This window comes from Mesorhizobium sp. LMG 17147, assembly GCF_024297145.1.
Classification (GTDB): Bacteria; Pseudomonadota; Alphaproteobacteria; order Rhizobiales; family Rhizobiaceae; genus Mesorhizobium.
Genome location: NZ_JANCTC010000001.1, coordinates 510,148 through 528,948 on the forward strand (window position 1 = coordinate 510,148; position 18,801 = coordinate 528,948).

General features: G+C 61.5%; 18 protein-coding genes and 2 pseudogenes. 11 read left to right on the forward strand and 9 right to left on the reverse strand.

Annotation, left to right across the window (positions count from 1 at the left end):
- Positions 1–175: 175 nt before the first annotated feature.
- On the forward strand, positions 176–1,981 hold the full coding sequence (locus tag NMG46_RS02505; RefSeq protein WP_254816391.1) for a winged helix-turn-helix domain-containing protein: 1,806 nt from the start codon (positions 176–178) through the stop codon (positions 1,979–1,981).
- A 23-nt stretch (positions 1,982–2,004) separates the two neighbouring features.
- On the opposite strand, the gene NMG46_RS02510 is transcribed toward NMG46_RS02505, so the two are convergent.
- Together NMG46_RS02510 and NMG46_RS02515 are read right to left on the reverse strand one after the other, a co-directional pair.
- Positions 2,005–2,931: a haloalkane dehalogenase gene (locus NMG46_RS02510; protein WP_254816140.1), complete on the reverse strand. Its 927-nt coding sequence runs from the start codon at positions 2,929–2,931 to the stop codon at positions 2,005–2,007.
- A gap of 4 nt (positions 2,932–2,935) precedes the next feature.
- On the reverse strand, positions 2,936–3,526 hold the full coding sequence (locus NMG46_RS02515; RefSeq protein WP_254816141.1) for a TetR/AcrR family transcriptional regulator: 591 nt from the start codon (positions 3,524–3,526) through the stop codon (positions 2,936–2,938).
- Between the two features lie 116 nt (positions 3,527–3,642).
- Here NMG46_RS02515 and NMG46_RS02520 point away from each other — a divergent pair.
- Positions 3,643–4,720 (forward strand): annotated as a pseudogene (locus tag NMG46_RS02520) (NAD(P)/FAD-dependent oxidoreductase).
- Here the strand turns inward: NMG46_RS02520 and NMG46_RS02525 are convergent.
- Complete coding sequence (locus tag NMG46_RS02525) at positions 4,714–6,087, reverse strand: amidase (protein WP_254816392.1); 1,374 nt, start codon at positions 6,085–6,087, stop codon at positions 4,714–4,716. The pseudogene NMG46_RS02520 and the gene NMG46_RS02525 overlap by 7 nt on opposite strands.
- Positions 6,088–6,260: 173 nt before the next feature.
- Complete coding sequence (locus NMG46_RS02530) at positions 6,261–6,476, reverse strand: DUF6356 family protein (protein WP_023717932.1); 216 nt, start codon at positions 6,474–6,476, stop codon at positions 6,261–6,263.
- Between the two features lie 115 nt (positions 6,477–6,591).
- Between NMG46_RS02530 and NMG46_RS02535 the strand changes: the two genes are divergently transcribed.
- From NMG46_RS02535 to NMG46_RS02545, 3 genes are all read left to right on the forward strand, one after another.
- A complete protein-coding gene (locus tag NMG46_RS02535; RefSeq protein WP_254816142.1) occupies positions 6,592–7,062 on the forward strand; it encodes an Lrp/AsnC family transcriptional regulator in 471 nt (156 codons plus the stop codon).
- An 84-nt stretch (positions 7,063–7,146) separates the two neighbouring features.
- Positions 7,147–7,632: a dUTP diphosphatase gene (dut, locus tag NMG46_RS02540; RefSeq protein ID WP_254816143.1), complete on the forward strand. Its 486-nt coding sequence runs from the start codon at positions 7,147–7,149 to the stop codon at positions 7,630–7,632.
- Positions 7,632–8,288, forward strand: coding sequence for an HAD family phosphatase (locus tag NMG46_RS02545; RefSeq protein ID WP_254816144.1), 657 nt, complete (start codon positions 7,632–7,634; stop codon positions 8,286–8,288). The genes dut and NMG46_RS02545 overlap by 1 nt, the downstream gene beginning before the upstream one ends.
- A gap of 26 nt (positions 8,289–8,314) precedes the next feature.
- On the opposite strand, the gene NMG46_RS02550 is transcribed toward NMG46_RS02545, so the two are convergent.
- Complete coding sequence (locus NMG46_RS02550; protein WP_254816145.1) at positions 8,315–8,899, reverse strand: TetR/AcrR family transcriptional regulator; 585 nt, start codon at positions 8,897–8,899, stop codon at positions 8,315–8,317.
- An 81-nt stretch (positions 8,900–8,980) separates the two neighbouring features.
- Between NMG46_RS02550 and NMG46_RS02555 the strand changes: the two genes are divergently transcribed.
- The 4 genes from NMG46_RS02555 to NMG46_RS02570 all read left to right on the forward strand — a co-directional run bounded on the left by NMG46_RS02555 (position 8,981) and on the right by NMG46_RS02570 (position 12,218).
- Positions 8,981–9,391 (forward strand): SRPBCC family protein, encoded by a 411-nt coding sequence (locus tag NMG46_RS02555; RefSeq protein WP_254816146.1) that lies wholly within the window; start codon positions 8,981–8,983, stop codon positions 9,389–9,391.
- Between the two features lie 75 nt (positions 9,392–9,466).
- Complete coding sequence (locus NMG46_RS02560; RefSeq protein ID WP_254816147.1) at positions 9,467–10,324, forward strand: hypothetical protein; 858 nt, start codon at positions 9,467–9,469, stop codon at positions 10,322–10,324.
- 77 nt (positions 10,325–10,401) lie between these two features.
- The gene (locus NMG46_RS02565) at positions 10,402–11,205 is read left to right on the forward strand and encodes an isocitrate lyase/phosphoenolpyruvate mutase family protein (RefSeq protein ID WP_254816148.1); all 804 of its coding nucleotides are present in this window, start codon (positions 10,402–10,404) and stop codon (positions 11,203–11,205) included.
- 14 nt (positions 11,206–11,219) lie between these two features.
- Entirely contained in the window at positions 11,220–12,218 is a 999-nt protein-coding gene (locus tag NMG46_RS02570) for a proline racemase family protein (RefSeq protein WP_254816149.1), read from the forward strand.
- On the opposite strand, the gene NMG46_RS02575 is transcribed toward NMG46_RS02570, so the two are convergent.
- Together NMG46_RS02575 and NMG46_RS02580 are read right to left on the reverse strand one after the other, a co-directional pair.
- Positions 12,215–12,910: a sulfate transporter family protein gene (locus NMG46_RS02575; RefSeq protein ID WP_254816150.1), complete on the reverse strand. Its 696-nt coding sequence runs from the start codon at positions 12,908–12,910 to the stop codon at positions 12,215–12,217. The two genes, NMG46_RS02570 and NMG46_RS02575, sit on opposite strands and share 4 nt — an antisense overlap.
- Before the next feature lie 83 nt (positions 12,911–12,993).
- Positions 12,994–13,890 carry a DMT family transporter gene (locus tag NMG46_RS02580; protein WP_254816151.1) on the reverse strand — a complete coding sequence of 299 codons (897 nt, stop codon included), beginning with the start codon at positions 13,888–13,890 and terminating at the stop codon, positions 12,994–12,996.
- Positions 13,891–14,095: 205 nt separating this feature from the next.
- Between NMG46_RS02580 and NMG46_RS02585 the strand changes: the two genes are divergently transcribed.
- Entirely contained in the window at positions 14,096–15,088 is a 993-nt protein-coding gene (locus NMG46_RS02585) for an adenosine kinase (protein ID WP_254816152.1), read from the forward strand.
- Between the two features lie 145 nt (positions 15,089–15,233).
- Here NMG46_RS02585 and NMG46_RS02590 read toward each other — a convergent pair whose 3' ends face one another.
- Together NMG46_RS02590 and NMG46_RS29840 are read right to left on the reverse strand one after the other, a co-directional pair.
- Positions 15,234–16,055: a hypothetical protein gene (locus NMG46_RS02590; protein WP_254816153.1), complete on the reverse strand. Its 822-nt coding sequence runs from the start codon at positions 16,053–16,055 to the stop codon at positions 15,234–15,236.
- Positions 16,056–16,360: 305 nt separating this feature from the next.
- Positions 16,361–16,477: pseudogene (locus tag NMG46_RS29840) on the reverse strand (phosphate acyltransferase); the annotation flags it as partial.
- A 77-nt stretch (positions 16,478–16,554) separates the two neighbouring features.
- Here NMG46_RS29840 and NMG46_RS02600 point away from each other — a divergent pair.
- Positions 16,555–18,786 (forward strand): hypothetical protein, encoded by a 2,232-nt coding sequence (locus tag NMG46_RS02600; RefSeq protein ID WP_254816155.1) that lies wholly within the window; start codon positions 16,555–16,557, stop codon positions 18,784–18,786.
- The last annotated feature ends 15 nt before the right edge of the window (positions 18,787–18,801 follow it).

An 18,801-nucleotide genomic window follows, 5' to 3' on the forward strand; every position in this document is an offset into this window, starting at 1 on the left:
ATGTCGCCGGACGGCGATCGCTGCCGATGACATCCCCGGGGCTGCTGAGCTAAAATGCTCCTTGGCCGGCCAGGCACATGAAGAATGACAGGAGGGGCGGCCAACAGTCCTTACGCCGCTCTTATCTTCTTCTGATCCTTTGCCCATTGTCGTAGGAGGGATGCTGCCGATGGGGATGTATTGCTTCGGCGACTTCGAGCTGAACGAGGAAGCTCGCGGCCTTCGCCTCGCCGGCAGGGAGATCGAGGCGCAACCTCTGGTCTTCGATTTCCTAGCCATTCTTCTGCGCCATCAGAGCCGGGCTTTGAGCAAGGAAGAGTTGCTCGAAACGCTGTGGCCGGGCGTCACGGTGACCGAAGCCTCGCTGCAGCGTGTTGCCAGCCTGGCTCGCAGCATCCTTCGCCAGGGCGGCATGGAAACGGCACTGCGCAACCTGCCGCGGTTCGGTTACCGGATGTGTCTCGATCCGCCAGCCGTTTCGGAACGAACGCCGGTTCTCCCTGATCCGTCGACTGCGCATTCGAGCGCTAGCCTGCAGATCTTGGCCGCCGCGCGGGCGGCTGCTTCGGCCAGGAAATGGTATGAGGCCGCGGCTTTGTTCGCCGAAGCGGACACTGCCGACGAGCTGGTCACCGCCGATCTCGAGGAATGGGCGCTGGCTCTGGAATGCATGGGGCGGCCGGCCGAAGCCATCCCGCCGCTGACGCGTGCCGTGAGGGCATACAGCATTGCTCGGCAAGGTTCGCGGGCCGCTGCTCCGGCAATCACACTTGCGCGGATCCACCTAGAGCGAGGAGAGCTTGCCGTCGCCAAGGGCTGGCATCAGCGCGCGGCAGCATTGATCGGCACCGCCACCGATAGCCGGGAGCACGGCCTTTGGTGTTGGATGGGGTCGCGGATCAAGGCCGCGGACGCGGAACCGGAACAGGCGCTGGCGTTTGCCGAGCAGGCCTGCGTCGTCGGCAAACATCTGGAAGATCCGGTCGTGGAGTCGCTCGGCCTTGTCTATCGCGGTTTTTTCAAGCTTTGCCTTGGCGACACCCAATCCGGACTGGAAGATCAGGACGCCGCCGCCGCCCTCGGTTTGTCCAGCGACGTCGATCCGGTGGTCGGCGGAATTCTCTATTGCAACGTCCTTTGGGCCTGCCGAAATATCGGCGACTGGTCGAGAGCAAACCAGTGGACCCTCGGTTACGAGAATTGGTGCAGGGGCCACGGGCTAGAGGATCTGTCGGGCTCGTGCCGGTTGCATCGGGCCGAGGTGCTCGGCGTGCACGGCACGCTGAAGGAAGCGGAAGCATTGGTGCGCACCGCCCTCGACCAACTTGCGCTCGATGCGCCTTGGGCGATGGGCGACGCGTTGCGCGTGTTAGGCGACATCCATCTTGCGGCAGGGGACCTCACCGAGGCGGAAGCTGCGTATCGTGGCGCCCATGCGGTCGGCTGGGACCCTCAGCCGGGCCTTGCATTGCTGCAGCTCGAGCAAGGACAGGCAGAAGCCGCGTTCAGCGCTCTCGAGCGGTCCCTGATCGGGTCCGCCTGGCCGACCTTGCAGCGTCGGGGTTTGATTCTCGCCACTCTGGCAAAGGTGGCGGCACGAACGGATCGACTGGAGCGCGCGAAGCAGGTCATCGCCGAACTGGAAACCCAGCCACAGCGCTGGCCGATGGCATCTATCCGGGCGCTCACCTCGGAAGCCAAGGCCGAGCTTTTCATACGGGAAGGCCGCTTGGCCGAGGCCATTGGAGAACTGCAAGTTGCATACTCGCGCTGGAATGAGATCGGTTCGGCGGTTAATGCCGCCGACGCCCGGCTCTCGCTTGCGGCTTTGCTCATTCAACTGGGTGATCGCACCGGCGCAGAATTGGAACTTGGCACCGTGCTGACGGTCGCAAGGAAAGTCGATTCGTCACGGCTTATGCGCCGATACGAAACCTTGAAGGCGCTGCTCGGCGGCACAAATAGAGAGGCACCCGCGTAAGAAGCTACGGCGGCGTGATAACGTCACGCCGGTTCGGCGGCATGGCTCTCGAAGGCTATCTCGGGAATCCACTCGGCAACGGCGGTACCGATCCTGTCGGCATGGTCCTCCTGCAGATAATGCGCGCCGGGTCCGAGATCGATCAACCGGCAGTTCTTCAGGCCCACCGCGAATTCCCGTGCCGCCTGCGGCGAGACGAGGGCGCCCGGATCGCCTGAGAAAAGCAGCTTCGGGTAGGAGGAGAGCCGGAGCGCCCGATGGTCGTGCTCACTGATGGCGGCGACATCGGCGGGCTGGCCTTCGATCGGCAGGTCGCGTGGCAGCCTCAGGATCGGCTTGCGCGATCGTGGTGTCGGGAACGGTGCCCGGTAGGAGGCCATTTCCTCATCGCTCATCGTGCGCAGCATCGCAGCCGGCAGCACCTTTTCGACGAAGACGTTGTCTTCCAGAACAAGCTTCTCACCGACGCCGGGCGTGCGCATTGCCTTGAACAATTCGCGCGCCTGCGGACGCTGGTGAAAATCGTCCCAGCTCTCGAAGGGGCGGATGAACTCCATGAAGGCGAGGCCGAGGATCCGCTGCGGCCGCCGGGCGGCGAGATGGAAGGCGAGCGCGGTGCCCCAGTCCTGCGCGACGACCACCACGTTGGTGATGCCAAGCGTCTCGATGAAAGCGTCGAGATAGCGGACGTGGTCGAAGAAGCGATAGTCGATATCCGGCTTGCCGGATCGGCCATAGCCGATCAGGTCGGGCGCGATGCAGCGGCCGAATGGCGCCACATGCGGGATGATGTCGCGCCAGATGTAGGACGACGTCGGGTTGCCGTGCAGGAAGAGTACTGTCGGGCCGGCCGTGCCTGCCTCGACATAGGAGATGGTGGAATCGAGTACTGCGATTTGCGACCGACGCAGCATTGTGCGGGATTGCTGCTTTTCGAATTTCGGGTTCATCGGATCAGCTCCTTTTTGCGAAGACTGTTTTGAAGACGATGTTCTTGAAGCGCTCGAGCGGTTCGGGACTGCGCTCCACCTTCGTGCGCAGCATCGCGCCTTGCCAGGAACTCAAAAGGAAATCGGCGAGGTCCTCGGCATCGAATGCGTCGGTGATATCGCCGGCCGCCTGGCCCTCGGCGATGCATTCGGCGAAGGGCTTGCGCCAGCGTTCGAAAATGGCGACGAGTTGCAGCCTCAGCGCCTCACTGTGAGCCGCCGTCTCGAGGCTGAGATTGCCGATCATGCAGCCCCGTGCCCAATCATGGGCCTCCAGCTTCGACGTGATGATTTCGAGATAGCGGCGCAAGCGCCCGACCGGAGGCGTGCCGTCCCGGGCAAGGGCCTGCTCCACCAAACCGCTCACATAGGCGAAATAGCGGTCCAGCACCTCGCTGGTGAACGCCTCCTTGGAGGCAAAATGATTGGTGAAGGACCCCGGACGGGCATCGGCCGCGGCAACGATGTCGCGTACGCCGGCGGCCGAATAGCCGGAACTCCAGATGGTCTTGAAACCGGCGTCGAGAAGCTTTTCGCGAAGTGAATGTCTAGCCATGTCGGCACAATACGTACGTACGTATTAAAGTCAAGAAGCATATTTATACCGCGCGCTCTTGGCAGAACCCACGGGCAATGGCATCGCAGTGGTGGCGTTGGAACGAGGAGTGAAGCATGGCAGCGGCGAGACAAGTCATCGTCATCGGCGCCGGCATTATCGGCGCCTCCATCGCCTGGCACCTGACCAGAGCCGGAGCAAAGGTGACGGTCATTGCCGGCAGCGGCGCCGGCGGCGTTGCGACGCCGAATTCCTTTGCCTGGATCAATGCCAGCTGGGGCAATCCAGAGCTGTACTTCCGGCTGCGCGTTCGCGCTATGGCCGAATGGACGCGGCTGGCGAACGAGGTGCCCGGCATCCCGTTGCAATGGTGCGGTGGCCTGTGCTGGGACCTGCCCGCGGCCGAACTGGAAGCCTATGCCGCCGAACATTCCTCATGGGGCTATGGCATCGAGCGTGTCGACCGCGCCGCCGCAGCACGCATCGAGCCAAACCTGACCGAGCTTCCCGACTTCGCCCTTTATGTCGCCAAGGAAGGTGTCGCCGAACCGGTCGCTGCTACGCAAGCGTTGCTGACCGACGCCGAACGGCGCGACGCGCGGCTGCTGACGGGAGTTACCGCGACCGCGCTTGTGCAGGCCAACGGCAGGATTGCCGGCGTCGATACATCCGGCGGGCGGATTGCTGCCGACGAGGTGGTGATCGCGGCCGGAGCCGGCTCTCCTGCACTAGCGGCAACAGCCGGAATAGGAACTGCCGATCGAGACGCCACCCGGCCTGATCGTGCATTCGCGCCCCTACGAAAAGCTGCTCAACGGGCTGGTGATCGGCGACCGCCTGCATATGCGCCAGACGGCGGAAGGCCGCGTCATCGCCGGCTCGGATTTCGGCGGCGCCGATCCCGGCATGGATGCCGCGGCCACCGCCCGCGACCTGTTTGCGGCGATGAAGGCGATGCTGCGCGGCGCGGATGGGCTGGAACTCGATTTCCACACCATTGGCTACCGGCCGACGCCGGTCGATGGCTTTCCCATCATAGGCCGCGCCGAAGGCACGGGCGGCGTCTACGTCACCGTTATGCATTCCGGCATCACGCTGGCGCCGGCCGTCGGCCTGTTCGCCGCCCGCGAAATCCTCGATGGCGAGCGCGATCCGCTGCTTGATCCCTACGGGCTGGCGCGGTTTACTCAATAACCGGGCGGGCGGCGAAAGCCGCCGGCCAGCGGCTCGATTGCGCTGGCGATCCCGAGCAGGCGCGACTCCGACCAGCGTTTGCCAACAAGCTGTAGTCCTACGGGCAAGCCGTCGCGATCCTGTCCGCAGGGCAGCGACAGTGCCGGATGGCCGCTGTAGTTGAACACCGCGCCATAGGCCGGCAGCATCCAGTAGCTTTGCTTCTCGCCGTCGACCTCGATCGGCGTTCCCGGCTCGCAATGCGGGAAGGCGGTGACCATGGCGACCGGGCACAGCAAGGCGTCGCAACGGTCGAAGAACCGTTCCCATGCCAGGATGGAGCGGTCGCGGCGGGCGAGCGCCTCGAACCAGCGCGAGACCGGCGTCGGATTCTCCGGCGGTTCGGGCTGCGCCGCCTCCAGCATCATGCCGATCAGGACGCCGCCCTGCTTCAGGTCGTCGTGCAGGTCGAGCTCCGGCAATTCGGCTTCCTCGACGACGGCGCCCGCAGCCTGAAGCTCTTTTGCCAGACTTTCGACCGCCGCGCTGATCTCGCCGGCCACTGGAAAGCCCGGAAAGGACGGCGCGACGGCAATGCGCAAATTTTTGAGGTCCAGCTCCGGCATGGTTTCGACCGGTACCGGCGCAAGGTCGGTATCGCTTCCATCCGGGCCGGCAATGAGGCCGTAGATGAGCGCCAGGTCCTCGACGCTGCGCGCCAGCGGTCCGAGGCAGGACATCAGCCGCACGCTGCGCGGCGCCCCGCCTGGATCGGGGAAGGCGCCGGCGAGCGAGACGCGGTGCTCGGTCGGCTTGAGGCCGTAGACGCCACAAAAGGCGGCCGGCAGCCGGATCGAATCCTGCATGTCGGTGCCGACCTCGAACGGCGTCATACCGGTGCTGAGCGCCGCCGCCGCACCGCCGCTGGAGCCGCCGGCGGTGCGCTGGAGATCCCAGGGATTGCCGGTGCGGCCGAATAGCGGATTGCTCGACTGCCAGTCACCGAGCATTGTCGCCACGTTCGTCTTGCCCACCAGTATGCCGCCTGCCGCCTTTAGCCGGGCAACGACCGAACTGTCTGCCCTCGGGGCATAGTCGGCGAAGGCCGGGAAGCCGACGGTGGTTCTCATGCCAGCGGTTTCGTGCGTGTCCTTCAGTGTGAACGGCAGGCCATGCAGCGGCCCAAGTGCCTCGCCGCGCGCCTGCGCTTCGTCGGCTTTCTGCGCTCGAGCGCGAGCCCCCTCCCTGTCGAGCGTGACGACGGCATTGGCCGCCTCATTGTGCCTGTCGATCTGCGCCAGATGCTCGTCCAGCACTTCTATTGCGGAAACCGTACGGTCGCGGATGGCCGCGGCCAGTTTGGTGGTCGAGGAAAAGACGATATCCATCATGACTGCTCCGGGCTATCGCGCCGCGCTCCTCAAAATGGCGGATTGCGGCGCGGCTTCAAGCCTGGCTCGGTATTTTGACGACGGCGGCGCTTGATCGGGATTGCGCTGCCGGGATCCGTTGAGCGTCGGCGCTGTCCAGCAGGCCTCGCCGCGATCGGCACCTCTACGGCTTACCGTCCTCTGTTATGCGTCCGTTCGTAGAGCTCACGGATGATGCCGCTTGCCGTGGTCTCGAACAGAAACGGCAAGAAAGCATGAATGAGCGCGGCAAAGGCCGCCATGAACAATCGCGACGAGAACCATGCGGCGAAAGCCATATGGCCGAAATAGCTCTCGCCGACCGCGGCCGGGTGAGAGGTGAAAAGTCTTGCGAGCCGTGCTGTCATGTCGATCCCTCCTGCCGGCATGAAGAGCCAGCGATGAATATCCTGCCACGGCTATCAGGTTCATAGGTCTCAAATTGTCCTTGTCTAAAGCCACATTTTGGGACAAACATCCCACATGATGGCGGAAATCGACGAAATAGACCGGAGATTGCTGGCCGAGCTGCAACGCGACGGCACGCTGTCCGTCGACCAGCTCTCGGCAAGAATATCGCTGTCGCGCAATGCCTGCTGGCGCCGGGTCAAGCGGCTGGAGGAAGACGGCGTCATTACCGGTCGGGTGGCACTGGTCGACGCCGACAAGCTCGGACTCGGCCTTTCGGTGTTCATCCTGATCCGCACCTCGAACCACGATCCCGACTGGCTGCAAAGATTCCGGGCGGCGGTGACCGGCTTTGCCGAGATCACCGGCGCCTACCGCATGTCCGGCGATCTCGACTATGTGCTGCGCGCCCGCGTCGCCGACGTGAAGGCCTATGACCGGCTCTACCAGCGGCTGATCGCCAAGGTGGCGCTGTCGGACGTTTCGGCCTCTTTCGTCATGGAGGAGATCAAGGAGACCACGGTCGTTCCGATGGAACTGCGCTGAGGCGGAACTGCGCTGAAAGAAAGCCGTTGATAGCATTGCCGCCGAGTTGACTGAACCAGCGTTCGCGACGATAGGATCAGCCTTATGCGCGCAGCACCTTATCCTACCTCCGTCATCGGTCCGGCTGTCGGTTTCGTCAGGCTGCCGCATGGCGAGGGCTTGCCGCTTCCCGCCTATGAGAGCTCGGGCGCCGCCGGCATGGACCTGCGCGCCGCCGTCCCCGACGACAGGCCGCTTTTGATCCTGCCGGGAAAGCGCGCGCTGGTGCCGACCGGGCTGGTCCTGGAAATTCCGGAGGGCGTCGAAGGCCAGGTCCGGCCGCGTTCGGGCCTCGCTTTCAAGCACGGGCTCACCTGCCTCAACACGCCGGGCACCATCGACAGCGACTATCGCGGCGAGGTCAAGGTGCTGCTGATCAATCTCGGCGACGAGGATTTCGCGGTGACGCGCGGCATGCGGATCGCCCAGATCGTCTTCGCCCCGGTAACGCAGGCGACCGTCGAGGAGCGCACATTGGCTGGCGGCACGGCGCGCGGCTCGGGCGGCTTCGGATCGACCGGCACTGCTTGATGAAAATACCCAAACTCGTCATCTTCGATTGCGACGGGGTTCTGGTCGATACCGAGAACCTGGCCAATCGGCGCCTCGCCGAATGGCTGACCGCGGCAGGCTTTCCGGCCAGCTTCGAATATTGCCGCAAGAATTTCTCCGGCCGCAGCATGGTCTCGGTGCAGAAGGAAGTCGAGGCGACCGGCGTCAGCCTTGGCGCCGAGTTTGTCGAGCGCTGGAACGCCGGCCTGCCGGACCTGTTCGCGCATGGCGTCGAGGCCATCCCCTACGTTCGCGAGTTCATCGAAACCGTGCACGCCGCCGGCATCGCCACCTGCGTCGCCTCGTCGGCACGGGTATCGAAAATGCACATCACACTCGGCCAGACCGGGCTGCTGCCGCTGTTCGAGCATGCGCTGTTCAGCTCGACCATGGTCTCGCGCGGCAAGCCGTTCCCCGACCTCTTCCTGCATGCAGCAGCGACGATGGGCTTCGCGCCCGCCGACTGCATCGTCATTGAGGACAGCGTCGCCGGGACGACAGCCGGCATCGCCGCCGGCATACGCGTCTATTCCTACCACGGCGACCCGCTTTCCGACCGCGATGGACTGATCGAAGCTGGCGGCATCCTGTTCGACGACATGCGTGAACTGGCCGGGCTGGTGCCGATCCACTGACCGGCAGGCTGCATGCGCATCCGGTCTCAGACCGGGCGCGGGGCTCCAAGTACTCGGTCGACCGTGTCGCGTATGAGAGTGCGCAGCTTGGCCGGCCTGTCGAGATGACTGACGACAAGGAGGCCGTCGGCCGCCACCGTTAGCGCGTCCGCTGTGCGGTCCGGATCGGGATTTGCGTCCGCGATCAGCAGATCCCTGAGGATACCCCACTTCCAGTGACGATGCTTATCGATCGCCTGGCGAACCGGGCTGCTGGGATCCGGATATTCAGCGGCGGCATTCTGAAACGGGCAGCCGCGGTAGCCCGGCTGATCTGCCGCATCGGCGATGAGATCGAATATCGCAAGAATCGTCTGCCGAGGTGGCCGCCGCCCAAGCTTCGCGATTGCCGCCCGTCCTCCCTTGCTGAGCTCCTCGATGTAGGCGCGGACCAGATCGTCCTTGGCTGCGAAATGATGATAGAACGTCGCCTTGGCAACGCCGGCCTCGGCGATGATGCGGTCGATGCCGACTGCGCGCACCCCCTCCAGAGAAAACAGCGCGGTCGCCGTATCGAGGATGCGACGGCGCGCAAGACTTTCGGGACGATCGTTGATTCGGGCTGCGGACATGCCTTGACTATATAGCAGACAGGTCTGTATACATCCATATGTAGACAGACAGGTCTACCTACTAATGAAGGAAAGGCGAACATGGCTTCGATAGTCAGGGAAATCATCGTAGATGCTTCACCGGAAAGCGTATGGGCGACGGTCGGCGACTTCGCCGGCGGCGCCCAACGGATAGCCCCAGGCGTTTTCGTCGACTGCAGGGTGGATGAGGACGACGTACGGGCCCTTACTTTCGCCGACGGCAAGATTGTGCGAGAGCGGCTCATCGCCCGCGACGAGCAGAGCCGGCGCATCGTGTGGGGGTGGCTCGGCGATGAGGTCACTCACGATAACACCTCAATGCAGGTCTTTGCCGAGGGTGAGGGCCGGAGCCGCCTGGTCTGGATCCATGACACTCTGCCGGACGAACTCGGCGCGTGGCTCGCAGCCGCCATGGATCAGCTGGTGCCTGTTTTCCAGCAGACCCTGGCGACCGAAGCCAAACCAACATAGCGGGGTAACGCCAGGTGTTTCCTCTTGGCCGCAAAATGCTCTAGCTTGCGCGCGCCCGACATAACGAGCGCGCGCATGGCCTTCTCGCTGGTTCGTTTCATCCTTGCCTGCCTGCTGCTGCCTTGTCTTTGGACGACGGCCAGCGCCGAGGCCGTCAGTTTCCCGGAGCTCGGCAGCGCTGTCCCCGGCCACGGCGATGTCACCTATCTCGACCTCGCCAGGATGGTCATTCCCGATCTGGCCGCGGACAAGGACGGCTTTTTCCGGGGTTCGACGCCGATCGAGATGCGCCACATCGCTGGTCCGGACTACGGCGGCTCCCCGCCGGCGACGTCGGGTCTTTCCAACGCCGGCGTGCTCGGCATCAAGGCCGGCGGCAAGGAGCGGCTGACCATGCTGTTCGACCTTGGCGACTCGCCTGACAGCGCCGAGGGCTATGCCGTGCTGGCACTCTACGACATCACCGGCAAGCCGGCGCTGCTCGACGCGGTCAATGTCGCCGTCGACCGCATCACCTATCTTCGCGATCCGGGCAAGCTGCCGATCGGGCCTGGTGACGACGCTATCATCAGCATGAGCATGCATTTCAATTCGAGCCAGGGCTATGGGATCACGCCGCTGATCATGGTCCGCAACGACAGGTTCGAGCTGATCGACATGATCTACACGTTCGACGAAAACCTCTGCACTCATAGGAGGACACAGAATGCGGCGTTCCAGGTGATCGCCGACGGCCAGCCTTATGCAGCCATCAAGGTCACAGTGACCGACGCGACGCTACCGGGAGAAGAAAGCTGCGACGGCCAGCCGCCGCCAGAGGCGTCTTCGCGCGACATTTCCGTCACCTATCATTGGAACAAAAATGCTTCGCGCTACGTCAAGGATTCCGATGCGCTGGACCGATTGGCAGATGACAACGCCAAACGCTTCTGAGCCAACCGCATTTGTTTGCCCGGCGCCTTCCGCCGGGCTAGAATTTGCCTCACATTCTGCACTGGAGGGGAGCATCCATGGACAAGGGTAAGATTTTTCGCGACCTGCATGCCTCGATCTTCGTCATGGCCAATTCCTGGGACGTCGGAACGACCAAGCTCTTGGCTTCGTTCGGCTTCAAGGCGCTGGCCACGACCAGCGCCGGCTTTGCCTTTTCGCGCGGCCTGCCCGATGGTGCGGTGACGTTCGAGGCGATGATCCATCATTGCCGTGAAGTGTCGGCGGCGACCGGGCTGCCGGTTTCGGCCGATCTCGAAAAGGGCAAGGGCGACAGCGCAACAAGTGCCGGCGAGACCATCTTCGCCGCCGAGGCGGCTGGCCTCGCCGGCTGCTCGATCGAGGACCATACTGGCGAGCCCGACAAGCCGATCTATGATTTTGCGCATGCTGTCGAGCGCGTCGCGGCGGCGGCAGAAGCGGCACGGGCACTGAAACGCGATTTCGTCTTCACCGCGCGGGCCGAGAATTTCCTGTGGGGCAAGCCCGATCTTGACGATACGATCAAGCGGCTGCAGGCCTTCGAGAAGGCCGGCGCCGACGTGCTCTATGCACCGGGGCTGGGCGACATCGAGATGGTGCGAACCGTCTGCTCGGCGCTGACCAAGCCGGTCAACGTCATGGCCAGGCCCGGCTTCACCATCGCCGACCTGGCCACGGCGGGGGTAAAGCGCGTCTCGCTCGGTCCATGGCTCACCAATTTCGCCTTCGGCATGCTGGAGACCGCGGCGCGCGAGATCCAGCAGGATGGCACCTTCGGCTTCGCCCGCGCCGCCATGCCGTTCGGCAAGCTGCAGGCGCTGTTTGCCAAATCGTCAGCTTAGGTCGGGCCCGGCGAATGACCCTCACCGTCGTCGACATGCACACCGGCGGCGAGCCGCTGCGGATCGTCACCGGCGGCTACCCTGACATTCCCAAGGGCACGATCCTCGAAAAGCGTGCCTATGTGCGCGATCATCTCGATCATCTCAGAAAGGTCCTGATGTTCGAGCCGCGCGGCCATTACGACATGTATGGCGCGCTGCTGGTGGAGCCCGACCTGCCGGGCGCCGACCTCGCGGTGCTGTTTATGCACAATGAGGGCTATTCGACGATGTGCGGCCACGCCATCGTCGCGCTCGGCCGATACGCCGTCGACGAGCGGCTGGTGGCGCCACGCGAGCCGTTGACGACCGTAAACATCGAGGCGCCGTGCGGGCTGATCTCGGCTGCGGTCGAGGTGAGGGATGGCAAGGCCGGTGCGGTGTCCTTCGAAAGCGTGCCGGCGTTTCTGTTCGCCCGCGACCGCCGGATCGAGCTGCCGGGCTATGGTCCGGTCGGCTTTGACATCGCCTATGGCGGCGCCTTCTATGCGCTCGCCGACTGCCGCCAGTTCGGGCTGGAATTCGGCAGGAACCGGGTGCGCGATTTCGTCGATGCAGCGACCGCGCTGACCGATAAGCTCAAGGCCGAATTGCCGCTGTCGCATCCCGACCATGCCGATCTCGCCTTTCTCTACGGCACCATCCTGACCGACGGACAGGATGCGTTCTCCGATACGCCGACCAAAAACATCTGCGTTTTCGCTGAAGCCGAGGTCGACCGTTCGCCGACCGGCTCGGGCGTCACCGCGCGGCTGGCGGCAATGCACGCCAAAGGCCAGATCGAGATTGGCCGGGCGCGGCTGTTCGAGAGCATCGCCGGCTCGCGCTTTTCCGGCGCGGTCGCACGCACGGCCACAGCCGGGCCGCATGATGCCATCATCGCCCGCGTCGGCGGCCGCGCCTATTACTCAGGACGTGCCGAATTCATCGTCGAGGACGATGATGAACTGGGCAGGGGTTTCCTGCTGCGCTAGCTCCCTTCCCGCGCCGAGATCGCCTTGTGCAGATGCACCATCATGGCGGCGGCGAACAGCGGCGTCAAAAGGTTGAGCAGGGGCACGGCCAGGAAAGCGGCGACGACCAGCCCGGCCAGGAATACGGTGACCGCGTGCTTTCTGCGCAGCGCCCTGGCCTCGGCCTCCGGGCGAAAGCGCATGGTGGCGAACTCGAAGAACTCGCGCCCGAGCAGATAACCGTTGACGATGAAGAAGGCGGCGATGTTGATGCCCGGCACCAGCAGAAGCAGCAGAGCGATGATGTTGCCGAGGATGACGACGCCGAAAAACCTGATCGCCAGCACCAGCGAGCGCAGCGCCGGCACGGCGCGGCCGGGCGGATCGTTGGGATAATCGGTGCGCTCGACCACTTCGGCGACGTCGTCGAGGAACAGGCCGGCGATGATCGCCGTCACCGGCGCGATAAAAAGCGCCAGCCCCAGCGCAAGGCCGACGCCGGCGACGACGGCGCCCAGCCATCCGGCCCAGGAGGGAAGGGCGGGCAGCCATGCATCGATCCACGGCCAGGCCAGCCATTCGAACAGGCTCTTAATCCCGAACCACAGCGCCGCCAGCGCCAGCAAGGTCAGCCCCAGCGTCTTCACGAACACGGAACGGAATTCGGGCGAGAACAGCCGGCCCAAGGCGGCGCGGGCGGCGTCGAGGATCACGGCGTTTCCAATTCCATGTCAAACATGCCCGTGGCTGATATCTCCGAATAGGCGGAGACCGCCCAAGTCGCAAGCGCGGCTTCCTAGCGCGCGACCTTCGCCTGGGGAATGGTCATCGCCGCCACGCCGACGACGACCAGGGCCATTCCCCACCACGCGCTCGGACCAAGGCTTTCGCCAAGGAACACGGCTCCGATAGCAACGCCGATCGGCACCCGCAGATAGGCTTGCGAGGTGGTGCCGACGGAGCCCAGCGTATGGAGGAGGCGGAAATAGATCGAGAAGGCCAGCGCGGTCGAAAACACCGAAAGACCGAGCAGCGCAAGGACCGAAGCTGTCGATGGCGCCAGGGTCCATGGCCGGTCGAACGCAAGGCTCAACGGGATCAGCATCGCGGCGCCGCAGAGCATCGAACCGGCGGCCGGCACCATCGGGTCGAGCCCCCTGAAGCCGCGGCCGAAAACGGCAGCGCCGGCGTAGCAGATCGTCGCCGCGACCACGGCAAGTTGCGGCAAAAATTGCTGTCCGAGGCCGCCAAGCGCCGGGGCGCCGACAACGAGGCATATTCCGGCGATTCCCGCCGCGACACCGAACAGCTTGCGCATGGTCGCCGGTTCATGGCGGGTGATCATGGCGGTCAGCAAGAAGGTGAAGATCGGCGAGGTCGCATTCAGGATCGTGGCCAGCCCGGCATCCAGCGAGCGCTCGGCCCAAGCGATCAGTGTGAACGGCACGACGCTGTTGAGGCATGCCTGGAATGCAAACCGGCGCCAGCTTGCGGCATCACCCGGCAAGGCCAGCCCGCGCCAGCGGATCAGGGCGAACAGGATGCCACCCGCGATCAGGGTTCGCGCGGCGATCAGCGTTACCGGCGGGATCGTCGCGACGCCGATGTTGATGAAGCTGTAGGATGCGCCCCACAGCACCGCCAATACGACGAGCAGCACCAGCTCGATCCTCGTGTCGGTTTTCATGGACATGGCCGGCTGGAACCTCTGGGCATCGCTCATCTCAGCGATGCTTGTAAGCCAGGCACGCGGGAAATGCTTCGGCCGCCATCCAACGATGGTCGCTATGCTGACAGTCGTCTCGGATCGCCGCTAGGCAAAACCGCATCAAACCGCTAGACCCGCCCGCGCCCGGCGTGGCAGAAAGCCGGTGGTTTTTTGGCGGAGACATGAATTGATGCCGGACTATGACGTGCTTTGTATCGGAAATGCCATCGTCGACATCATCGCCCAGTGCGACGAGGCGTTCCTGGAGACCAACGGCATCATCAAGGGCGCGATGAATTTGATCGACACAAGGCGCGCCGAACTGCTCTACAGCCGCATGGGCCCGGCCATCGAAGCCTCGGGCGGCAGCGCCGGCAACACGGCGGCGGGTGTCGCCTCCTTCGGCGGCCGCGCCGCTTTCTTCGGCAAGGTCTCCAACGACGCGCTCGGCGAAATCTACGCGCATGACATCCATGCCCAGGGCGTCGCCTTCGACACAAAGCCGCTCAACGGCGAACCGCCGACGGCGCGCTCGATGATCTTCGTCACGCCGGACGGCGAGCGCTCGATGAACACCTATCTCGGCGCTTGCGTCGAGCTCGGCCCGGAGGACGTCGAGGCCGACAAGGCGTCCGGCGCCGCCGTCACCTATTTCGAAGGCTATCTGTGGGACCCGCCGCGCGCCAAGGAAGCGATCCGGCAGACGGCGAAACTCGCCCACGCCGCCGGGCGCGAAGTGTCGATGACATTGTCGGACTCGTTCTGCGTCGACCGTTACCGCGACGAGTTCCTCGATCTGATGCGCTCCGGCACCGTCGATATCGTCTTTGCCAACAGCCACGAGATCAAGTCGCTCTATCAGACATCGTCCTTCGACGAGGCGCTGGCGCAGATCCGCAAGGACTGCAAGATCGCAGCCGTCACCCGCTCGGAAAAGGGCTCGGTGATCGTGCGCGGCGACGAGACCGTCACCATCGAGGCGACCAGGATCCGCGAGCTGGTCGACACGACAGGCGCCGGCGACCTCTACGCCGCCGGCTTCCTCTATGGCTACACGCAAGGCCGCAGCCTGAAGGCGTGCGGCGACCTCGGCTCGCTGGCCGCCGGGCTGGTCATCCAGCAGATCGGCCCGAGGCCACGGCAGAATTTGCGCCGAGAGGCCGAGCAGGCGGGGCTGCTGTAGGAACGCTTTACCTTCCTGTCTCCTATGTGTCCCTGAAAGGGATCGAGGTAGAGACGGGGCTCTTCACCGCGACGATGTCAATGAGAAGGCAAGTTGATGAGCTTGCCATTATATTGGCGGCCGCTTTCAATATAAGGCTGCTTAGCTACCGGCGAAATAGGTCACGCACTAGGTCCTTCAGACCTTTATTTACTACTAGGCCTCTTTCAGCAGCAGAAATCTCAGCCTCTCCGGCTGATTTATTTGGAAAAATTTTATCTTTGCCGCGTTTGTATTTTGAAATCATCTGTGCCTCCCAGTCGCCATACATTCTTGTCTTAAGGTTTCGTTTTGTTGAAACGATCCGCTCGAAATGCCGATCATAGTCGCGCTCAAAGGTGGCGGGAGAAGCCACTAAATCGTGTATCAGCATAGCAAGAGCGTCAAGTAATGACAGCTTGAATCTAATAGATAACGCGTTCTCTTTCTTTATCAACGCTATCATCGGCCCAGAGATATCTGTCTCTTCCGAATTTAAAGGACGACTCCATTGCCCATGTGCTAGAGTATTCCTCATTTCAAAAACCGGAGCTAGCTCACTCGAAATAACATCGGCAAGCGCTCTGTACCTCATCAACGCCGTAGGCCTTAGTGTCTGCTCAGACAGCTTTGCTTTGGGTACATTATATCGCTTTCGATAACCCATTTCGAGTGATGCTTGCCACGATTCAATCTGCGATCGCTTATCGAATATTACCTTGCGGGCTAAATCATCAAAGCCCGAGGGCTCATATAGTAGCTTTTTTAAGCGGCATTCGGCCCAAGCGCCTGTGAGTAACAAGAGGATTCTAATTAGCGTGCCTGCTGATGGGTTATCTTGCCTCGCAATGGCAGCGCGCAATTCTCGCTCGGTGTGAACGATCCCCGCGTGTACGGCCCTCAGATTTAGAACGTGGGCTTTGTATAAATCCGCAGTACTAAGCGCCATTTAGTTCAGAACTCCCGGCCACCAAAAGGCACAGCTGACTTGCCCTTTGGTGGCCGGGAATCGAACCCGACTAGACTCCTTGCGGCATGTTTCCATTACACCATCACCCGTTCTTTCGATCGCACAGTCAGCAATATCGGTCAAGTAACCGCGAGACAGTCAATAGCGGCCGCGCAGCTCGACAACATCATGGCCGAGGATCTGCTCGCCAGCGGCGTCCTTTCCGAAAAGCTATTGCCAGCAGCAGAAGCCGACGCTGACGTGTAGCGATTCCGGAAATGGTTGATCATGAAGATCGCCGGGCGCGCCGCAATCGCGGCCGTCATGCTGGCAATGTCTGAATCCTTGGCGTTGAGCGAGACGATCTGAACCGGCTTGTTGAGGCCAACCAGCAGCGGGCCGATGACGGTCGAGCCGCCAACCCCGGGGCTTCTCCACCGCTTTGATCGCTTGCATCGAATACGCAGTATGTAGATGCTGGAAGGATGGGGGATTCGATATGGATAAGTCATGGGACAAATTCGAGGATAAGGTGCGCGGGCTTGCCCAGCACATTTGGGGGAAGCCTTGCCTACCCACTAAGATCGGAGGCGTAAATATCGATGGCGCAATCGCTATTGATTCAGAAGTTAGCATTCACGTTGAAATCACAGAAGATCGAACCCTGGCCAAAGTTCGCACGGACATCACCAAACTCATAACTGCAAAGGCCGATTCTTATTCCCGCGGCGTTCTGGCGAAATCATTCTGTGTTGTTAACGGGCCTATTACCAACAGCATGAAGGAAGCTGGTGCTTCACATCACATTCAAGTTCTTTCAATTTCCGAATTTTCACGACTATTTTTCGACTTCGACCGTTACAGCGTTGCTCGTCAGAGCGCTCCGTTTGGAAGCTCCGTCGACCCACTCACGGGCGAAAGCGATGAGACGGCTTACGTCCCCGTTCGCTATACGATAGATGGCCGTGTGTCGGATGTTACCTCTCATGAAATTGCTCGATGGTTAAAAGAGGGATCGAGAATCATTCTTCTCGGCGAATACGGTAGTCTAAAGAGCCGTTGTATTAGAGAGGTATTCCGGCTTTTAAGCACGCACGCCGTCGAGACCTTGGCGTATCCCGTCGCCATTAATCTGAGACAGTCATGGGGACTCAGCAGAAGCAGCGAATTGCTGCGGAGGCATCTCCAAGACTTAGGTCTAGACGATCTTGAAGGAGCCGCAATCCGTGCATTCAAGAGCGGCTCCGTCGCTCTTATGCTGGATGGCTTTGACGAAGTAGGCTCACAGGCCTGGAGCAACGACGGACAGAAGCTGAAGATTATCCGTGCAAAATCCCTACAGGGCGTAAAAAATATAATCACCGAATCCAAAGGTGGCGTTCTGATAACCGGACGAGAGCACTATTTTCCAAATAGTGCAGAGATGTTTTCTGCCCTTGGCCTAGATCCAAAGAAAACCATAGTATCTCGCTCGAAAAACGAATTCAGTGATACCGAACTTCTAGAATATTTCAGCCAGCTAGACATGGAAGTCGACATCCCAAGCTGGCTACCTCGGCGTCCCTTGATATGTCAGACGATAGCAAATCTTGACGCTGAAACGTTTAACACGATGTTTGGCAGCGAAGGAAACGAGGTCGATTTCTGGAATCACTTTATTCGCGTAATTTGTGAACGTGACGCGCGGATTCACGTATCGTTTGATTCCGACACCATTTTCGCTATCTTCGTTCAACTTGCCCGACTTACGCGGACCAAGGCCGCAAATGTTGGTCCCATATCGCTAAATGAGCTTCAAAGTGCGTTCGAAGCGGTGACGGGCGCTGCCCCAATTGAAGAAGCGTCATTGATGTTGCAGCGGCTACCTAGCCTCGGACGTGTCAGCGCCGAAACGAACGATCGGCAGTTCGTTGACGTCTATATTCTTGACGGGCTGAGGGCCAAAGATGCTGCTCGAATCTGCATTGGCACGGAAATCGAGATAGCGGCTGTCTCTGGGGCAAAATGGCACAATGCCTTGGATGACCTGGGTCAGCGTGTTTTGGCTTTGGACAGCACCTCCACCGCCAAGCTACGGCTTTCTCTGGCTGAACGATTTTCACAACTCGGAAACATGGTTTTGGCGAGCGATTTAGTGTCTTCACTAAGCCGCGAAACCGATGGATCGTCGATGGACTTCAGTGGCCTCAAAATTGACCATGGCGACTTTCTCTACTTTCCTCTTTTTGAGCGTGAGCTCCGAAATCTGACCGTTACTAACTCATACATTGGGGAACTTGCTCTTCCAGCAAAAAAAGCAACCAACGTGACCTTAGCCAACTGTGCCACTCCAAAGGTAAGTGGCATAGCGTCTGCTGCGGGGCTGCCCCAATGGATTTCGTCTTTGGATGCAGAGCAGTTTGACTCGGTCGAAAGTATCTCGCGTATACGAAAAATTGGTCTTCAACCCTCGCATGAAATCCTAATTACAATAATCCGAAAGACATTTTTCCAGAAGGGAAGCGGTCGCAAAGAAGAAGCATTACTCCGAGGATTGGGGATGGTCGGAACAAAAAACCTTTCGAAAAAAATACTCAGTGCCATGATTACAGAGGGGCTTCTGACCAGCTTCAAAGGAGACGAAGGAAACGTATACGCTCCTGTGCGAGCACATGCTCCACGAATGCAAACCATCCTGGATGAATTAAAGTCGAGCAAAGACCCTCTATGGTTGGCAATAGCTAAATATTAAGTCGAACCGTTTACC